The 18196-nt window shown below is 55.6% G+C and carries 16 protein-coding genes; all 16 read right to left on the bottom strand.

The window, feature by feature from the left end; all coding sequences use genetic code 11:
* Positions 1-3: 3 nt before the first annotated feature.
* The 16 genes from SADFL11_RS21565 to SADFL11_RS21490 all read right to left on the bottom strand — a co-directional run bounded on the left by SADFL11_RS21565 (position 4) and on the right by SADFL11_RS21490 (position 18073).
* Positions 4-588: an NADH-quinone oxidoreductase subunit B family protein gene (locus SADFL11_RS21565; RefSeq protein ID WP_040450993.1), complete on the bottom strand. Its 585-nt coding sequence runs from the start codon at positions 586-588 to the stop codon at positions 4-6.
* Positions 585-1313: a 2Fe-2S iron-sulfur cluster-binding protein gene (locus tag SADFL11_RS21560; protein ID WP_008190432.1), complete on the bottom strand. Its 729-nt coding sequence runs from the start codon at positions 1311-1313 to the stop codon at positions 585-587. The genes SADFL11_RS21565 and SADFL11_RS21560 overlap by 4 nt, the downstream gene beginning before the upstream one ends.
* On the bottom strand, positions 1310-3190 hold the full coding sequence (locus SADFL11_RS21555; protein WP_008195302.1) for an NAD(P)H-dependent oxidoreductase subunit E: 1881 nt from the start codon (positions 3188-3190) through the stop codon (positions 1310-1312). The genes SADFL11_RS21560 and SADFL11_RS21555 overlap by 4 nt, the downstream gene beginning before the upstream one ends.
* A 250-nt stretch (positions 3191-3440) precedes the next feature.
* A complete protein-coding gene (locus tag SADFL11_RS21550) occupies positions 3441-4577 on the bottom strand; it encodes an ABC transporter substrate-binding protein (protein ID WP_040452532.1) in 1137 nt (378 codons plus the stop codon).
* Between the two features lie 124 nt (positions 4578-4701).
* The gene (gene kynA / locus SADFL11_RS21545) at positions 4702-5559 is read right to left on the bottom strand and encodes a tryptophan 2,3-dioxygenase (RefSeq protein WP_040452534.1); all 858 of its coding nucleotides are present in this window, start codon (positions 5557-5559) and stop codon (positions 4702-4704) included.
* Positions 5560-5664: 105 nt separating this feature from the next.
* Positions 5665-6756 carry an ABC transporter substrate-binding protein gene (locus tag SADFL11_RS21540; protein ID WP_134853106.1) on the bottom strand — a complete coding sequence of 364 codons (1092 nt, stop codon included), beginning with the start codon at positions 6754-6756 and terminating at the stop codon, positions 5665-5667.
* A 92-nt stretch (positions 6757-6848) separates the two neighbouring features.
* Complete coding sequence (locus SADFL11_RS21535) at positions 6849-7916, bottom strand: ABC transporter ATP-binding protein (RefSeq protein WP_008195294.1); 1068 nt, start codon at positions 7914-7916, stop codon at positions 6849-6851.
* 13 nt (positions 7917-7929) lie between these two features.
* Positions 7930-9219: an MGH1-like glycoside hydrolase domain-containing protein gene (locus tag SADFL11_RS21530; RefSeq protein ID WP_008197092.1), complete on the bottom strand. Its 1290-nt coding sequence runs from the start codon at positions 9217-9219 to the stop codon at positions 7930-7932.
* A 42-nt stretch (positions 9220-9261) separates the two neighbouring features.
* Entirely contained in the window at positions 9262-10491 is a 1230-nt protein-coding gene (locus tag SADFL11_RS21525; protein ID WP_008191737.1) for a carbohydrate ABC transporter permease, read from the bottom strand.
* On the bottom strand, positions 10488-11792 hold the full coding sequence (locus SADFL11_RS21520) for a carbohydrate ABC transporter permease (protein ID WP_209002676.1): 1305 nt from the start codon (positions 11790-11792) through the stop codon (positions 10488-10490). Before SADFL11_RS21520 ends, SADFL11_RS21525 begins: the two co-directional genes overlap by 4 nt.
* A gap of 161 nt (positions 11793-11953) precedes the next feature.
* Positions 11954-13303 carry an ABC transporter substrate-binding protein gene (locus SADFL11_RS21515; protein WP_008191966.1) on the bottom strand — a complete coding sequence of 450 codons (1350 nt, stop codon included), beginning with the start codon at positions 13301-13303 and terminating at the stop codon, positions 11954-11956.
* Positions 13304-13325: 22 nt separating this feature from the next.
* Positions 13326-14414, bottom strand: coding sequence for a LacI family DNA-binding transcriptional regulator (locus SADFL11_RS21510; RefSeq protein WP_008195607.1), 1089 nt, complete (start codon positions 14412-14414; stop codon positions 13326-13328).
* Positions 14415-14761: 347 nt separating this feature from the next.
* A complete protein-coding gene (gene rbsD / locus SADFL11_RS21505; protein ID WP_040450994.1) occupies positions 14762-15172 on the bottom strand; it encodes a D-ribose pyranase in 411 nt (136 codons plus the stop codon).
* A gap of 27 nt (positions 15173-15199) precedes the next feature.
* Positions 15200-16381, bottom strand: a complete 1182-nt coding sequence (locus SADFL11_RS21500) for a GAK system CofD-like protein (RefSeq protein WP_040450995.1) — start codon at positions 16379-16381, stop codon at positions 15200-15202.
* A 114-nt stretch (positions 16382-16495) separates the two neighbouring features.
* Positions 16496-16807: a Dabb family protein gene (locus SADFL11_RS21495; RefSeq protein ID WP_008194043.1), complete on the bottom strand. Its 312-nt coding sequence runs from the start codon at positions 16805-16807 to the stop codon at positions 16496-16498.
* A gap of 3 nt (positions 16808-16810) precedes the next feature.
* On the bottom strand, positions 16811-18073 hold the full coding sequence (locus SADFL11_RS21490) for a glycerate kinase type-2 family protein (RefSeq protein ID WP_040450996.1): 1263 nt from the start codon (positions 18071-18073) through the stop codon (positions 16811-16813).
* Positions 18074-18196: the final 123 nt, after the last annotated feature.

Raw genomic sequence — 18196 nt, 5'->3', positions numbered from 1 at the left:
TGGTCAATCGAACTTGATCATTTCACGTTCAAAGCCCCGGAATTTGCCGGTCAAAAGCTTTGAGAGCGTGTCGAAAATTATGTCCCCCTCCGGTGCGCATCCGGGGATCTGATAATCGATCTCCACCACCTGCGCGCACGGATAGACTTCATCGAGCAGCAGTGGAAGAGCAGGATCATTCGGGACATTGTGGGTCGTGTTACGGATGTAGCGGCCGGTGATGTAGGCCTCGTCCAGGCATTCGCGTAAGGGTTCGTCGGAGTGCATGATCGCGTTGCGCATGGCCGGAAGTCCGCCCATGATCGCGCATTGCCCAAGCGCAATCAGAACATCGCAGTTACGGCGGAAATCTTGCAGGACATGAACGTTTTCCTCGTTGCAGCAGCCGCCTTCGATGATACCGATGTCGCAGCGCTGGGTGAAACGCTTCTTGTCGGTCAAGGGAGACCGGTCGACTTCGACAAGTTTCATCAAATCCATCAGGCGTTCATCGATATCGAGGATTGCCATGTGACAGCCGAAACAACCGGCCAGTGAAGCTGTCGCGATCCGGGCCTTGGGATGCTCTGCCTGAGATCTCTCACTCATTTGCGCTTCTCCTCAATGTCATGACCGATCAGCCCCTTGTCGAACTCCCGCTCGCCGATCGGAGTTACAAAACCGACCCGTTTGCGGATAATGCAGCCGACCGGACAGACTTCCGCCGAAATCGCATTGTCGGTCACAGCAGCATCCGTGTCGGCGAGGTTCTCGCCGTTCACAGCGACACGCCGGTGAATGCCCCGGCCGACATAACCAAAGACGCCTTTGCCGTCGACATCCTGAGACGCCCGGATACACCGGCCACAACTGATGCAGCGGTTGGTGTCGAGCGCAATATCCGGGTGAGAGGCATCAAGAGCCCGGCAAGGTTCCAGATACGGAAATTTCGTCGCCTCAGTCATATCGAGCCGGTAGGCCATCGCCTGAAGCTCGCAATTGCCACTGGCCTCGCAGATTGGACACAAATGATTGCCCTCGTGAAACAGCATTTCCACGAGATCACGGCGCATCTTGTTGAGGTGCGGCGTTTCGTTTTCAACCGCCTGGCCCGGCGCCGCCGGCTGTGTGCAGGCCGATACGCTGCGCCCGCCCGCCTTGACGGTGCACACCCGGCAACTGCCTTGGTGGCGCAGGCCTTCATGATCGCACAAGCGCGGGATGTAAATACCGGCGTCGTCGGCAGCTTCCATGATGGTCTGACCAGCGTAGGCCGTCACTTCGATACCATCGATGGTGAAACTGAAACCTGTTTCTTTCTTCGTACCGCTCATTGTGTAAAATCCCTATCGAAGATGTAAGAGCGGCGCTTGGCGATCTTTCGGGCCCCATCAATGGCCGATTGAATATCGAATGTGGCTCGGATGCCATCCTTGCTCGGCTGGGTCATCGCTGAATAGACCAGCGGGAAATTCGCAAGGGTCGACAACACCGGGTTCGGTGATGTCATGCCAAGACCGCAGCGGCTGGTCTCAATAATCGTGCCGGAGAGGTCCTTGAGGTAGTCAATGTCTTCGGGATTGGCGAGCCCTTTGCGGAACTTCTCAATTGCCTTTTGCAAAAAGACATTGCCAACCCGGCAAGGTGTGCAATAGCCGCAGCTCTCATGCACAAAGAACGACATGTAGTAGTCGACGATTTCAAGAATGTTCCGCTGGCCGTTAAAGACGATGATCGCTCCACCGGTCGCGAGATCATCGAATGTGAGCTTTCGGTGAAAACTGTCCCGGGCAATCATTGCACCGCTCGGTCCGCCAACCTGAACCGCCGCGGCATCCTGACCGCCTACCATTTCCAGAAGCTCCCAGACCGAATGACCGTAAGGAAGCTCATAAATCCCAGGGTTTAGGCAGTCGCCGCAGACCGAGAACAGCTTGGTTCCATGACTGCCTTCAGTGCCAATGTCATGGAACCACTTGGCACCCTGGTCCAGAATGCGTGCTGCATGGCAGAAGGTCTCCACATTGTTGACCACGGTCGGATAGCCGAGATACCCCCGATTGACCGGGAACGGCGGGCGGGTTTTCGGTTCACCCGGCAACCCTTCACAAGAACTGATCAGGGCCCCCTCTTCGCCGCAGATATAGGCACCCGCGCCCATCTGGATACGGATATCAAAGTCGAAGCGCTTGGTGCCAAGGATCGCTTTCCCAAGCAGTCCGCGCCGGCGGCGCTCCTCTAGCACTTGTTCCAAAAGTTCGCGCAGGTAGACATACTCGCCGCGCAGATAAAGGATCCCTTCCTTCGCCCCAACCGCACGGGCGGCTATTGTCATACCCTCGATCAGAAGATGCGGCCGCTCTGTGAGAAGAACGCGGTCCTTGAAGGTGCCAGGTTCGCCCTCATCTGCATTGCAGATCACAAAGGACCGCTCAGTGCGCTCAGCTGCCGCAAACCGCCATTTGCGCCCCGTAGTAAAACCAGCGCCTCCACAGCCGCGCAGGCCGCTTTCTTCAATCATCGAGATAATTTGGGACGAGGTGATGCTGACCGCTTTGGAAAGGCCCGCATCTTCCGGCACCGGCCCAAGAAGCACCGCACCGGCATGGCGGATGTTATTGTCCACCATGCGCACTGCACGGTCGTGCGGTGAAAGCGTGGCAAAGCGGTCGCTGACAAGATCTTCAGGTCGTTTACCGGCTATGATCGCTTCGGCCACTTCCCGCGCAGATTGAGCTGTCAGATTGGTCAGGACAATATCGTTGACCATCGCTGCAGGCGCTTGGTCGCACATACCAATGCAGGGAGTGTATTCAAGGGACACGGCCCCATCTGCGGATGTTTCGCCAATCTTGATGCCGAGCGCATCTTCGAAAGCTGCTGTGACGGCTTCAAGTCCGGCATACCGATCGACAATATCGTCGCACAGACGGATAGTAATCCGGCCTTTCGGCTGTAGGGACAGGAAAGAATAAAAGCTCGCGACCCCTTCGACCTCAATCCGGGTCAGGCCAGTTTCTTCAGCGATCTGGTCCATGGTCGCTGGTGCAATGCATTGGAAACGGTCCTGAACCTCGCGCAGGATATCCAGCATCCGATGCTTGTCATTGCCGAACCGTTCGCAGATATCGGCAACCGCACCGTCCGGTACCGGGGTCACGCTGCAAGCTGTCTTCGATACTCCGTTGCCAGCCTGCTGACCGTTATCCATGATTTTCTCCCAAGGTCCGGCAGGACCCGGATGCAGGCCTTTTTGCTTCGTAAGGCGACACACCCGGACCTGAGGTTCGCCGCATCACTGGCAAAACTCCGTAGCCCACACCGTTCCAGAGATGGCCTGACACGTCTTTGAGCAATATCAACGGACCGCGACCAAACGGCCCGGCCTGAGCCCGAATACAGCGCCAACAAAAAAGCCCAGGCAATGTGCCCGGGCTTTTGATAACCGTTGATGGCCGGTCTTACATGCTGCACTCGCCAGCGTAGGCATCCGCATGGTCGCTCAAGCCGGTGGCAATGATCTTGTTGGTATAGACATCGCCTTCCTTAATCACTTCGCGGACATAGATGTCCTGGATCGGGTGGTGATTGTCGCCGAACTTGAAGTCACCACGGGTCGACGCGAAATCAGCTTCTTTGAGCGCCGCGCGGAATGCATCTGCATCCTTCACATCCGCCTTGGCCATCGCCGACAGCAGAAGATTCGCGGTGTCAAAGCCTTGGGACGCATAGAGCGACGGCAGGCGGCCATATTCAGCCTGGAAGCTTTCAACGAAGGCGTTGTTGGCCGGATTGTCGATGTCCTTTGACCACTGGCTGGTGTTTTTCACACCCATCGCCGCATCACCGACAGCTTGCAGAATGCCTTGGTCGAATGAGAACGCCGGTCCGACGACCGGAAGGTCGATTCCGCTGTCCGCGTACTGCTTCAGGAAGGAAATCCCCATGCCACCCGGCAGGAAAAAGAACACGCTATCAGCACCGGAGGCCCGGATCTGAGCAAGCTCTGCGGCGTAATCAGTCTGGCCGAGCTTGGTATAAAGCTCGCCAGCCAACTCACCACCATAAAAACGCTTGTAACCTGTCAGCGCGTCTTTGCCGGCCGGATAGTTCGGCGCCAGAATGAAGCTGTTCTTGTAGCCTTGATCTTTGGCATAAGCACCGGCTGCTTCGTGCAAATTGTCGTTCTGCCAGGCCACATTGAAATAGTTCGGGTGGCAGCCTTTACCTGCCAGAGCTGATGGCCCTGCATTCGGCGACAGATAGAATTTGCCCTGGGCGGTCACAGATGGCACGACGGCCATAGCAAGGTTCGACCAGATGATGCCGGTCAGAACGTCAACGTTTTCCGACTGCACCAGCTTGTCCGCTAGCTTCACAGCCACGTCCGGCTTGCGCTGATCGTCTTCAACGATCACTTCCAGGTCGGAGTTGCCTGCCTGTTTCACTGCAAGCAGGAAACCGTCCCGCACATCAATACCAAGCCCGGCACCACCACCGGACAACGTGGTGATCATGCCAACTTTGACCGGCTCCGCCACGGCGGCACCGCTCAGCATGGCCAGCACACTTGCTGTTGCCGCAAGTCTCTTCAACATCAGAACTTCCCCTCTGTTCAACTGCTCCCGGACCTTGTTTTTCAGGCCCTTGATCAGCAGCTTAACTCGAGGATTGGAATTGGCAATGCTTCTTCTGTTTGACCGTCCTTCTCGCCAGGTGCGCTCAGAGTTCCGTCCGGACATGCCAGAGTTCAGGGAACAGTTCCACCTCCAGCATTCGCTTCAGATAGGTCACACCTCCCGTACCGCCGGTGCCTCGCTTGAAACCGATCACACGTTCCACCGTGGTGACGTGATTGAACCGCCAACGCCGGAAATAATCTTCCAGGTCGACCAGTTTTTCACCCACTTCATAAAGCGCCCAGTATTGTGCAGGGTCCCGGTAGACCTTCTGCCAAAGATCCATGATTTCTGGCACTTCACCATGCGGTTTGTCCGATGGGTCTGCAATCACATGATCAGGAACGTCCAGCCCTTGCCGCTGCGCGAATGACAGGACCACCTGATAAAGGCTTGGCTTGGCAAGTTCCTGATGCAGAAGATCGACGTTTTCGGGGACATGCTCATGCGGGCGGATCATCGCAAGATTTCGGTTTCCAAGGGCATATTCTATCAGGCGGTACTGCAGGGACTGAAACCCGGACGACAAACCGAGCGAATCCCGGAACTGGGTGTAATCACTTGGCGTCATGGTCCGGAGCACGTCCCACGCAGAATTCAGTTGCTCCATGATCCGGCTTACGCGTGCAAGCAGCTTCATCGCCTCTGGCATGTGATCTTCGGCAATGGCTGTCCGTGCCCCTTCCAGCTCGTGAAGCATCAGCTTCATCCAGAGTTCGGACGTTTGGTGTTGAATAATAAACAACAGCTCATCCGGAGCATCCGAAAGCGGAGCTTGCGAGCTCAGGATCGTTTCAAGTCCGAGGTAGTCGCCGTACGACATTTTGCCGGAGAACGCCATTTCCGCGCCTTCAGCCTCAGGATCGTAGCCGCTTTGCTGAGTTTCGTTTTTATTGTTCATGAAACACCTCACCTCCAGAATCATCCGGGAAGGTTTCAGTTTCACTCAATCAAGGCAAGAACAAACGACCCGCGGCATTTGAGTCCCTAAACTCACGCTGCGTCTTCAATTCTTTGCAGCATTCAAGATCGCAGTTGCTGAAAAATCATACTGCGCCAGACCGGTCATAACCTGACTGAAACCGAGAAAATCGATCTTGGCCCAATTCTGATCACCAAGTCGTTCCAGAAAGAGATTGACGTTATCCCGAGTGATCGCGGACATCTGGAAAGACACATTATCCAATGCACTCTTGGGTGCGGGCCGGTTGTGGTAATCATAGAGCATCACGATGACCCAGGCTCCTGCGAAGAAATGACCGCCATGCGTCATGGTCAACTGTCCGTTTTTGACCGCCTCCATCCCCGCTTTTGACCAATTCAACCCGGCGAACGCAATATTCTCTCCTGGTTTCATGCCGAGCTCAATTGCAGCCCGTTTTGCTCCGAGGGCAATGGCATCATTCGCGCCCCAGATGGCATCAACCTTCGTCCGATTCAAAAACGTCTTTGCCCTTTCATAAGCGATGTCTTCGTTCCAATTGACCGGAACTGCACCGAGCAGATCGACGCCGCTGTCAGCCGCAGCCTGCTCCATGCCCCTCTGCCGGTCGAGTGCCGCTGGCGTACTGTCATCCCCGGTCAGAGCCAGCATCCTTAACCCGCTTCCGTCTGCGCCACCGGATTTTCCGAAGGAAATCAGGGACTCAGCCATCTCATAACCAGCCCACTCATTGTTCGGTGTAATGGACCCGATAATTGTGGACTGAACGCGCTCGTTCAAAACTCCGTACTGGGACTTGGTCAACGTGTTTAGAAGAAATACTGTCTGAACCGACTGCCCATCGAGCAGCTGCATCAACCGGGCACCTTCCTGCAATTCATTCACCAGAATAAAGTAGTCTGGCAGATCTCCCCGGCTGAGCCTCTCCTGAAGAAGTTGTTCCATGAAGTATGGACGGCGGTCAGCGTTCAGGATTTCAAGATCGACATCAAAATCCGCGGCTGCCGCCTGCATGGTCTTTGAAACATGGCCCCAAAAGCCACTGTCGCCACCTGGATTGATGAATGTGACACGGAAACTAGCGGCATGAACATTGGCCACGCAAGCACTCACAAGAACACCGAAAGCCAGTAGGATGCTACGCAGGATAGTCATCGTAAGCACCACCTCCTTCACAATCGAAGTGTTCGCGACCGATGCTTTACCCTATAACCGATATTCCGCGTTGTATACGCTGTAAAAACACCTCATGAGCCAGTGCGTATCGCTCGGTCGTCCTTGTCAAAGAAGTGCATCCGGCTTTCATCAAACTTCAGTCCGATGCGCGTCCCTTCTGCGAAATCTTCACTGCCGCTGATCCGTACAAGGACAGTATCAAGGCCATTAAGCGCGACATAAAGGAACGTGTCAGCCCCGAGATATTCGGCAACCTCAACGGTCCCTGAACAATGTCCCTCTTCCGGTGCAACGACCAGCATATGTTCCGGCCGGATACCAAGTTTGACAGGAGCTCCCGATGCACCCCCATGCGGGTAATGGCCACCGCCATGTCCGTCGAGCGAGAACGAACCTCCTGTTACTGAACAGGGCAGAACATTCATCTTCGGAGAGCCGATAAACTGGGCAACGAAAAGATTGTCGGGCTGCTCATAGAGTTCGCGCGGAGAGCCGACTTGCTCGATCTCGCCAGCCTGCAGGACAACGATTTTGTCCGCAAGTGTCATCGCCTCGACCTGATCATGGGTCACGTAAATCATGGTCGTTCCAAGGCTCTTGTGAAGCCGGGCAACTTCGAACCGCATTTCAACACGCAGCGCGGCATCCAGGTTGGATAACGGCTCATCAAACAAGAAGGCGCTTGGTTCGCGAACAATGGCCCGGCCGATGGCAACACGTTGCCGCTGACCGCCGGAAAGCGCTTTGGGCCGGCGCTCGAGGTAGTCGTCAAGCTTCAGGATTTCGGCGGCCGCATTGACCTTCTGGTCGATCTCCGCTTTTGGCACGCCTGCGGTCTTAAGCCCGAAGCCCACATTTTCCCGAACGGACATGTGCGGATAAAGCGCATAGGACTGAAACACCATTGAAAGACCGCGACCGGAGGGTGGCAACGCGGTGACGTCCTTGCCGTCAATTTCGATTGCGCCGCGGTTCGATTCTTCAAGTCCCGAAATCAGACGCAGCAAAGTCGACTTTCCGCACCCGGATGGGCCGACAAAGATAACGAATTCTCCGTCCTGGATATCGAGATCAATTCCCTTGATGACTTGCAGGTCACCGAACCACTTCTCGATACTCTTGAGCTGGATAGCACCCATGTCTATTGCCCCCTTAAGCCGCTTGATCTGCTTGCGATGGTCTTGCCCAGGCAAGCCAAATCGCCGCTGTCCAAGAGAATGATCCACCACCGGCGGCTTCTGCCGTTTCCGGGCTGAAGTATTCCGCAAAACCGCCGGTTTGAATGAGCGCCGCCGTGTCACGCCGAAGCCTGTCAGATCGGCCTGGATCACCAGCTTCCGCGAAACCGCGAGCAATCATGAAATTGACCATCGCCCAGACGGGGCCGCGCCAGTACCGCAAATGCTCATAGGCTTGGTGCTCCGGGTCGTAGGACGGCATCAGATATCGCACTTTTGCGCTGATCCGGTCGAAGTGCTCCCGAAGCGGCTTTAACACCTCAGGGTCAGTGAGGCCTGCATAGGGCGCAAGGAACGATGCACTTGAAACACCGTCTGACTGTTTCCCGGTTCGCAGGTTCATGGCGACGTGAGCCTTGAGCTCTGAATTCCACAGGCGCGCAGCGCCCGTTTCCATCCGGCTGATCCACCCCTCAACTTCCGGCTGCGCGGCAGTTTCTCCAAGACGGTCTGCGAGTGCCAGGAGATCGCGGCAAGCCCTCAAGAGGATGAAGGTGATACCGGGGTCAGCTACAAAAAACGGACAGGTTCGGGCAACCTTCTCAGGCTCCCAACCCACTTTCCGGCAAGCCGCAACGATAGAAAGGTAGCGGTCATAGTCCTCTTTGTGCGGGCGCATGGCCGGGTCGACATGAGAGGTGTCTTTCCGCTCGTAGGGAGCGACATCCTTGATTTCGACACCGCGTAAGGCGTCATCCCAGTCCGGAAGATTGTCCCGCCCCGATTCCCATGGATGAATAACAGCAATCACACCGAGGTTGTCTGGATCCCGGTAAGCCATGAACCAACGGTGCCATTGAAGGATTTTTGGGAAAAGCAACTTCGCCCGATCCAGAGCGGCGTCAGAGGCATCCAGTTCCAGCAAGTCCCGGACGATTGTTGCCGCAACAGGAGGCTGTGAGTGTCCTGAACTTGGAATGGGTCCGCCATCTGTTCCCCAAACGGATGGACCGGGGAAATAGCTCGGGTCGTCCTTCCGGAACAGGATATGCGGGACCATCCCGTCCCGCCATTGCCCTTCGAAGAGCAGCTCTATCTCCCGCCAGGCCCGGTCGGTATCGAAGGTCGCGAAACCGCGGGCAACAAAGACCGAATCCCAGTTCCATTGGTAGGGGTAAAGCCCCTTTGTCGGCACCGTGTATCCGCCCTGGTCGTTGTCCGTCAGGATTTTCCGGGCGACTTGGTCTAACTCAATCTGTGACACGAATATCTCCTTGAGCTTCTTGTGAGCTCTTTGATGAGTTGGTTAGCCCTTCACACTGCCGGCCGTCAGGCCCTGGACAAGGAAGCGTTCGAACCAAAGAAAGATGAAGAGAACTGGAACGGTCGCGATCACCGCCCCCGCCATCAAGTGCTGGCGTGGGACTTCCGAAGAGTTCAGCGAAACCACACCGCGGGAAAGGGTGAAAATGTCCGGATCATCGAGGAACATGAAAGCAAACAGGAACTCGTTCCAGGCAATCATGAACACATAGAGCGATACGGAGGCCAGTGCCGGCAATGACAACGGCAGCGTGATCTTCATGATCACCCCAAGCCTGGACAATCCGTCCATCAGGCCAGCTTCTTCTAATTCGGACGGAAGACCCCGGAAGTAGCCCTGCAACATGTAGAGCGCGACCGGAATTGTTGTTGCTGGATAGACAATCAGCAAACCGGTCAACGTGTTGCGCAGGCCCAACTGTGAGAACACGGCATATAGCGGGATTACCAGAACAATCGCCGGAACCATGTAGATCAAGAGCACCGAACGGGACAAAAGCGCTTGCCCCGGAAACCGCAAACGGGAAACCGCGTAGGCGCCGGGCACCGAGAACAGCAGCGTCAGGATCACGGTCCCCACCGACACGATGGCCGAGACCATCAGATAGCGGCCGAAATTGAACTGCGTGAAGAGCTCGACATAGGACCGGAAGAGACCGTCAAGTCCTTGCGATAGGTCGATCGACAGATCAAGCGGATTGGCAAGCAACGCCTGCTGACTTTTCAGCGACGTCATCACCATCACGTAAAAAGGCAGTGCGACGATAATCGTGAAGACGACAAAACCAATTCCCTTGAAGATCCGGATGTAGATAACCTCACGTTCGTACCGGGACATCGACCCGAGAGTTGCGCCGTTGAGGCTCACATGGTTGGCCGCCGTGACGCTGGCAACGAACGCGAGCAGTCCGGCCAATTGCCAAAAGGGAACGTTGTTTAAAGGCAAAGTGAAAGGTGCTGCGAACGTACCCAACAGCAGAACCAGCGTTAGGACGACCGCGGACAGCACCCAGGCAGGTATCCCTTTTATGTCCGCAGTCTGCCGCCAAACCAGAACCAGCGCTCCGATCAAGCCCGCCACTCCGGCGGCCGTCGCCTGAGGCAGAGCAACTTCGCCAGTGATAAGGGTCAAGGTGACCCCAATCACCACCATGGCGGTCACGCCCCAGATAAGGCCCGTGATGGCTATCAGAAGAATGCTGCCGGGTCTCATAGGCCTTCCTCCTTGGGTGAGAAGTGCAGGAAGAGTGTCGCGAAGGTAACGAGGACGACAAAGATCACCACGGCTACCGCAGCCCCTGCTCCAAGGTTGGACAGGGCAAACCCTTGTTCATACACATCAACTGTCAACGTTCTCGTTCCGGCATTGCCGCCAGTCAGAAGGAAGATGTCATCGAACTTGTTGAAGGTCCAAATGAAACGGAGAAGGAACAGGACCGACAAGATGCCCATCAACTGCGGCAAGGACAGGTACCAGAACTGCTGCAACGGCGTTGCACCATCCATTTCAGCCGCTTCATAGATATCTGTGTTGAGCGATTGCATGCGCGCGAGAATGAACAGGAAAGACAAGGGAAAATAGCGCCAAGCCTCAAACGCGATCACGGTCGAAAGCGCCAGAGGAAACTCCATCTGGATCCCGAAGAATGAAAACTCCACGGCCCGCTGACCGAAGAAATTGATCGGGTCCGCAACGACACCCATTTTGGTCAAAAGCGCGTTTATGGTTCCGGAAAACGGGTCAAACAGAACCACCCAGGTGAAGGCAACGGCAATCACCGGCGAGACGTAGGGAAAAAGGAACAGTCCGCGCAGAAACCCGCGACCCTTGAACGTCGTATTCAAAAGTTGCGCAGCGAACAGCCCGAGCACCAATGCTCCGGCAGTCCCGAAAATCGTGTAATAGAATGTCACTCGCAGCACCGACCAAAACTCATCTGCATCAAAGATCCGGACGAAGTTATCGAAGGTGAAGTCGAGGTTTGTAAGGACATTGTCTGCATCGCCCGACACCTCGGGGGTGCTGGCCCGCTCGGGACGGTCGGCTGCCAAATAGGCCGCGGTTACAGTCCCCTCAAAGCGCAACCGCTCACGCCATTTTGGCGGAACAGTGCCGATGTCACATGTGATCGACGCGCCCTGAAGCGCGCAAACCTCGGGCACGTTCGTTACGTCGAACCCGTCAGGTAGGGTATCCCGCAAAACTACATCGCGGATTTCCTTGTCCTGCGAGGAGTTGCGCATCCGGTATTCGAGTGTCGCCACATCGCCTGCACTTTCCGGATTGCCGCGCATGCGTTCGTTTACCAAAACGCTCGGAGACCGGAGATCAGCGAGTTGAACCGGCTTGAAGCTGATCCAGAAATTAGCAAACAAAGGACCTGCAACAATGGCGAGAATGATCAGGAATGTTGGCGCCAACATCAGGTAGGCGAGCCGCATCTCCCGTCGTTGCATCGGTCCGATGCCTTTCGGCGGCCGGCGCTCGGCGATGGTCTTGTCCTGCGCGGTCATGGTTTCCTGCTCAAGTTTCAAACGGACAGAGATAGGGCAAGAAGTCCCTGTGCCCCGACGGTTCAACCCGTCGAGACTTCATAGTGCAAAAGCCCTCTTTTCATGAGGGTTGGTGGCCGATGGGGTTGGCCTGTGTTTAAACAACACAGGCCATTATGGAGTTACTGGATCTTTGCCAGTTCTTCGTTCATCCGAGCAACGGTCTGTGCCGCGTCCCGTTCGCCATCAATATATTCCCGGACAAGCCGGTTGATCGCCTGGCTGTTGATGATCTTGGAGGCCAGAGACAACTGCCCTTCCTTGACGCCCCAACGCGCAGCCGTGTCGAGACCAGAAACAATCGTGCTGATGGTCTCCGCATCATAAAGATCGGTCAACGGCGCCTTGCGGTCCACACCAACCGGCAGCTTGGACCAGCCTTCAACAAACGCTGTCGGATTGTCATTGGTGCCTCGGCGGATCGGGAACTTGCCTTCCGGTGCGATCGACAGGGTCGACATGTAACCGTCATCCATAGAAAACTCGACGAACTGCATGGCAGCGTCCGTGTCCGCATCGTTGGTGATGCCGAAGTAACGCACATCCCCCCAAGCAGCGCCATCCGGATTTGACGGCCCCTTCAAGGTTGTCACGATACCGGTTTTTGAGGCCAGTTCTTTGGAAGTCGGGTCATCGGATATGGTTGGCGGGGCGCTGTCACGAAGACCGGCGAGCTCATCGAGAATGAACGGAGACCAGATGATCATCGCTGCTTTGCCAGCAAAGTATAGCTCCCGAGACTGCTTCCAGAAGAGATCTCCTGGTGGAGACGCCTCGGCAATTGCCTTATAGAACTCGAGTGCTTCGATCGTCTTTTTCTCGTCCAGCGGCTTGAAGCCATCACTGCCGACCGGGCTGACGCCATTGGCCAATAGAACATGCTCGAGCACCTGGCTCATAAAGTTCTCATCAACCTTGGTGGCTGCGACAAATGCAAACATTTCCGGCGGGTTATGAAGTTTCTCAACCGCTGCCAAAATGTTCTCGTAGCTGTCAGGAGCCGCGAGGCCATTCGCATCGAAAAGGTCCTTGCGATAGACGACCATTTGCGTCCAGCCATCAACCGGCACAGAAGCAATCCCACCTTCGACTGCGGCCATTGCCACCGCGCCAGGCGCAAATGTATCGGTTCCAAGGTTTTCCAGAACCTCTGTAGCCGCTTCGGTGTCTAGGATACCGGCCTCTGCCCAAGGCAGCGCATACTGCAGGGTGTGATAAATCACGTCCGGCAGGTCACCGGCAGCGAAAGCCGCAGTGGCACGGGTTCCAAGGTCAGATTCCGTGACTGGAATGACATCAACCTCGATGCCGGTTTTGTCTTTAAAGGCCGCGGCCAGTTCTTCCTGTTTCGCCAGCCGTTCCGGCTGCTCTTCCGTGGTCCAAAAACGCAGGGTTTGCGCCTGAGCCACCGTAATACCCAATGCGAGTACACCCGCAATGGTCGAGGTCAGGAAAGTGCTCCTCCCAATCATGTCAGTCTCCCTTACTGCCAGGTCATGGCTGTTGGTTCAGCCGGGACCGGAGCACTTCTGCCAGTGCCTCCGGTGTTTTAAGCGGCGCACCGTCTGATGCACGCCGGATCAAAGTTGCTTCTGAAAGTGCTTTGAGGGTCTTCGGATCTTTGCCATCCAGAACGTCAATCAACATGCGGGCAACACGACTGCCTGCTTCCGACGCACTTTGCGAAAAGGTGGTGAGCGGGGGCTCGAGATAGTCACCAAATGGCAGCCCGTCATAGCCGATGATCGTAACGTCCGAACCGACGGTCAGACCATGTTTCCGGCAATATTGAATAGCGCCAATCGCAAGTGCGTCTGTCACGCACAACAAGGCGGTGGGCGGCAGATCGTTGCCCGCAAGAAGCCGTTCTGCTCCAGCCAGCCCGCCTTCTTCGTCAAGGTCCACGATCGTTTCAAGAGCGGGATCAAAAGGCACGCCCAGCGCCTCGAGACCGGCACGGTAGCCATCCCGCCGCTGGAGCGCGAAATTCAGCTCTAGCGATCCGCCGATAAAACCAATGCGGCTGTGTCCGAGGCTGTAGACGTGCCGCACGCCATCGGCGAAGGTCTTTTCATTGTCGATGTCGAACCACGCGTGGGTATCCGGAAGATGCGACCGGCCATGCGTGACAAAGGGAAAGCCCTGCTCACTCAAAAACGCAATGCGCGGATCTTCAACTTCGGTTCTCGTGAGAATAAAACCATCGACCTTCCGCCGGGCAATGAGCCGCTGAAGTGTCTCGATCATGTGATCCCGGGAGTGGGCGGTTGTCACCAGGAGATCTATCCCGAGTTCATCCAAAGCTCGTGCGATCCCATCGATAAATTCAGACAGGAATGGATCAGCGCCATTGCCATGTCCTACCGGAATGACAATGCCGAGCGTATCCTGCCGGCCGCGTTTCAAGTTACGGGCAGTCGCCGAAGGCTGATAGCCAAGATCCTTGACGGCTTTGAGGATGCGTTCGCGGGTGGCCTCGGAAATGTCGGTGTAGTTGTTCAGGACCCGCGAAACGGTTCCCTTTGCGACACCCACATGGCGCGCAACGTCGTCAATCGTCACTGACCCGCGGTGACCCGACATATTTCCTCCCAAAGGCCAACAGGCCCGAATTCATTCTTGCCTACGGTTCAAATAACCGAAGGCGTATTATTTCGATTATGGTTCCAAAACCGATTTCGGAAGTCAACAAAATCGGTTTCGGAAACTCGAAAATTCGTTTTTGCAGAACGGGAAGGCTCTGGTAAACAAACGAAACTTTGATTGGAAAGGTTTCGGAACAGATCCAAACGGCACCCGCCACGCCAACTCGACAGCGTTACCACGCATACACTCGCCTGCAGCTGTTCGACCAGCACTTCAAACAAAACAAAAAAAGCCCGCGCTGATAAGGCGCGGGCTCGATGTTGGCAAATCTGTATATTAGGCTGTTAGAAAGGTACACCCGAGACAAGAATGACATTCGCATAAGGCGTGCATTCGCCCGTGCGAATAACAGCGCGGGCCTGCTTCGTCCGAGTTTTGAAGTCCTCGTGAGGCACCCGGTCATGCTCGATCGGCTTGCCGGTTTCCGCGGCCCAATGGGCCAACCGGACTTCGATTTCGGTCGCGAGTTCCGCACTTGCCTCTTCGGCAAAAACAGCTTTCTCAACCACCAATTCGCTCGTCAGAACATCCAGGACATCAAAGAAGCCGGGCACCCCAGGCGACACGGCAATGTCAATGACATAGACGCCTGGCGGCACCGGCAGACCAGCGTCAGCAATAACGATTTCATCCATGTGCCCGAGGGAGGCGATCAGCGTACTCATGTGCCGATTCAGCATCGGGGTCCGTTTCATGGGCGTTTCCTTCGCATCCTTTATCGGTCAAGTCAGGGACACCAGCGCTTCGCAGAGCGGCACTGGGTCGTAATAAGGATCTGATTTGCTGGATATCAGATCCAGCCGCAAAACGGTAATGCCAAGTTGCTCCACTGCCGCGATATCATCTTCTTCCGTACCTTGATCCGTTACGACAAAATTCAACAGCCGCTCTACCGGGCAATCGCTACCGGCATCTTTTCGAAGATAAGCAAGCAATACTTGAACGCGATCTTCAAGCGTCATTCCAGGCGCTTCCGGATCATGACCCAAACTGGGCACATACACTTTGGGAACGGTGCGGCTAGCAACAGCGCGGCCAACACCCCGAGGCAACAGGCTGGCAATCAGGCTTGTGTAAAGGCTGCCTGGAGAATAGCAAATGAGATCCGCAGACTGCACCAAAGCCGTATTGCGCTCCGGGAACACGGATACCGCCGGCTCCCGGGTCTGCAAGCTTCTGTTCAGAAAAATCTCCTCAATCGGCGACGTCAGCGGCGCTTGTTCTTTGCCTGTCAGAAGGTGCTGTCCGACGACAATGTCGCCAGTCGCGAGCTTGGCTGCCAGATGCAGATTGTCATCAGAAACGGCCTTAACATGGCCGAGGACGCCAACAAGTTTTGCGACCAGGAAAATAATTGGTTCCAGCTGTTTGTTTTGGTTGAGATAGCCACCGGCAAGAATAAGATTGCCGATGCTTGCGCCGCGCAAATCAAACGTTGGCGGGCACCCCTCCTGAAACGTCCGCAGCTGATTTTGAATAAGCGTCCGCATTGGTTGTTCAACGACTGCAACGAGCGGATGAATGCCGGCAATCATCGCCTCCAGATCACCTGCCAATTCCTCTTGCCCAGACTCTTTGGAAAACCGATGTGTGAATAGCCGGAACACATCAGGCTGACCAAGAACGGTCTCATCCGCAAGAGCCATCAAACGGCTTCTGAGATCACCGATCGCTGGCATGTTGAATGCAAGCCGCAACCCTTGTGAACTGCCTCCGGAATCAAAAGGCGTCACAAGGTGTATGGAGTTGTGCGTGTACCGTTTCAGGCACCTCGAAACATCATTCAGCGCGGAGCCGCCGCTGAAGAACAAAAGCCGCGGACCCAGCTTCGGATTGGACAAAAACCGCGCGATGCGGAATTGGTCCGGCATTCGCACTGCCCGAGTAATTGTAACTTCAGACACGCGGCCTCCTTTTCACCCAGTCTTTCGAGATGTTTTACACCTTGTCCCGCCTGAATAGCAAAAAGGAGTTACCTCTCTGTGACTTAGAAGGAGATTGGCGATCCAGCGTTTCCATCAGCCACAGAAAATATCGGCCACGAGAATGCCGTTTGCACCACCTTCGCAAGCAGCGATCAACATTGCGGCGGCCTTTTGATGATCAGGATGCGGCGCATAGTCGGCAAGAACAGCTTCACTGCTAACCGTGACAATGAATCCATATTGAAACGGTTTCGATTTGCCCTCCAGATCCAGGTTCGGACCATGTGTAACTGAAAGCACTCCAGACAGCTTATCAACTAGCCCTGAAATCAGCGCCATCGGTTCATCCAGCACTGACAGATTGTCCGGATCCTTCAGCGACAACAGAACACAGTGTTGCAGCATGCCTCACACTCCATCGATGTAAATTGCACGGAAATCATTCACATTCGTCAGTGTTGGCCCGGTCACAACCTGATTACCAATTGCTCTGAAAAACTCATGGGCATCATTCCGTTCAAGCGCGTCGCTCATCGACACGCCAGTCGCCGCGGCTTCGGAAGGGGTATCAGGGCCAATAATCGCACCGGCCACTTCGGCCGCACCGTCGACACCGTCCGTATCGCAAGCAATCGCATGGACACCTGCCGCGCCTGTAAGCGAATTTGCCAAGGCAAGTGCGTATTCTGCATTGGGACCTCCGATCCCGTCGCCGCGCCGCGTAACAGTCAATTCTCCTCCCGACAACAGGATCAACGGCCGCTCTGATGCTCCACGTTCCTTTTGCCTTTGCAGGGCAAGGTCCGCATGTGTTGCGGCGACATCTCGTGCCTCGCCTTCCAAGGCATCACCAAGGATCTCGACATCGCATCCAGCTTTCTCTGCAAGGCTACTCGCAGCTTCCAAGGACTGCGAGGGCGCGGCAAAAATAGTATTCGTCACTCGGCCTAGACTTTCATGGTCCGGCGGCAAAACTCCGGTCTTCCCGGAGAGGACCTCAGAAACAGAAACCGGTACTTCTATGTTCCATCGGGCAAGAATTTGGCGGGCATCTTCTGGAGTACTTCCATCCCCGACCGTTGGCCCGGACCCGATCTCGGCTGGGTCATCTCCTGGAACATCGGACAGAAGCATCGCTACCATCTTTGCTGGATAAGCAGCTGCAGCAAGCTGCCCCCCCTTTACCCGGCTCAGGTGCTTGCGAACAACGTTCATTTGACCAATAGGTGCGCCGGATGCGAGCAGCGCCTGATTCACCGCCTGTTTCTCTTCAAGACTGATGGCTCCTGCCGGTGCGGTCAAAAGAGCAGATGCACCACCGGAAATGAGGGCAAGAACGAAATCATCCCCGTCAAGATCGGATAGCAACTCCAGCATGCGTTTCGTCGCGTCCTGCCCGGCCTTGTCAGGCACCGGGTGCGCAGCCTCGACAATCTCAATGCCCCTTGTGGGGCGCCCATAGCCATAGCGAGTGATGACCAACCCTTCACACGCCCCCCATTCTGCTTCAACGGCCTCTGCCATCCGTGCGGACGCTTTTCCAGCACCGATCACAACAACCCTGCCATCAGGTTTATCAGGCAACTCGCTCGCAAGGCTCTTCATCGGATCAGCAACCTCAACGGCGCGCTCAAAGAGAGCACGTAACAACTCCTGGGGGTTGGCAGCCATATTCTGTCTCCAAGGCGAAAAGGTCGGGAGCTCTTTTGAGCGCAAAAGCTGAATGAATTGCAAGCTGTGCTTGGCTGGAAAAGGACCACTTCGGATCTAGTGGTGGTATAGATTGGAGGAAAA

It is taken from the genome of Roseibium alexandrii DFL-11 (assembly GCF_000158095.2).
Taxonomy (GTDB): domain Bacteria; phylum Pseudomonadota; class Alphaproteobacteria; order Rhizobiales; family Stappiaceae; genus Roseibium; species Roseibium alexandrii.
This window is presented reverse-complemented; position numbering and strand designations above follow the sequence as displayed.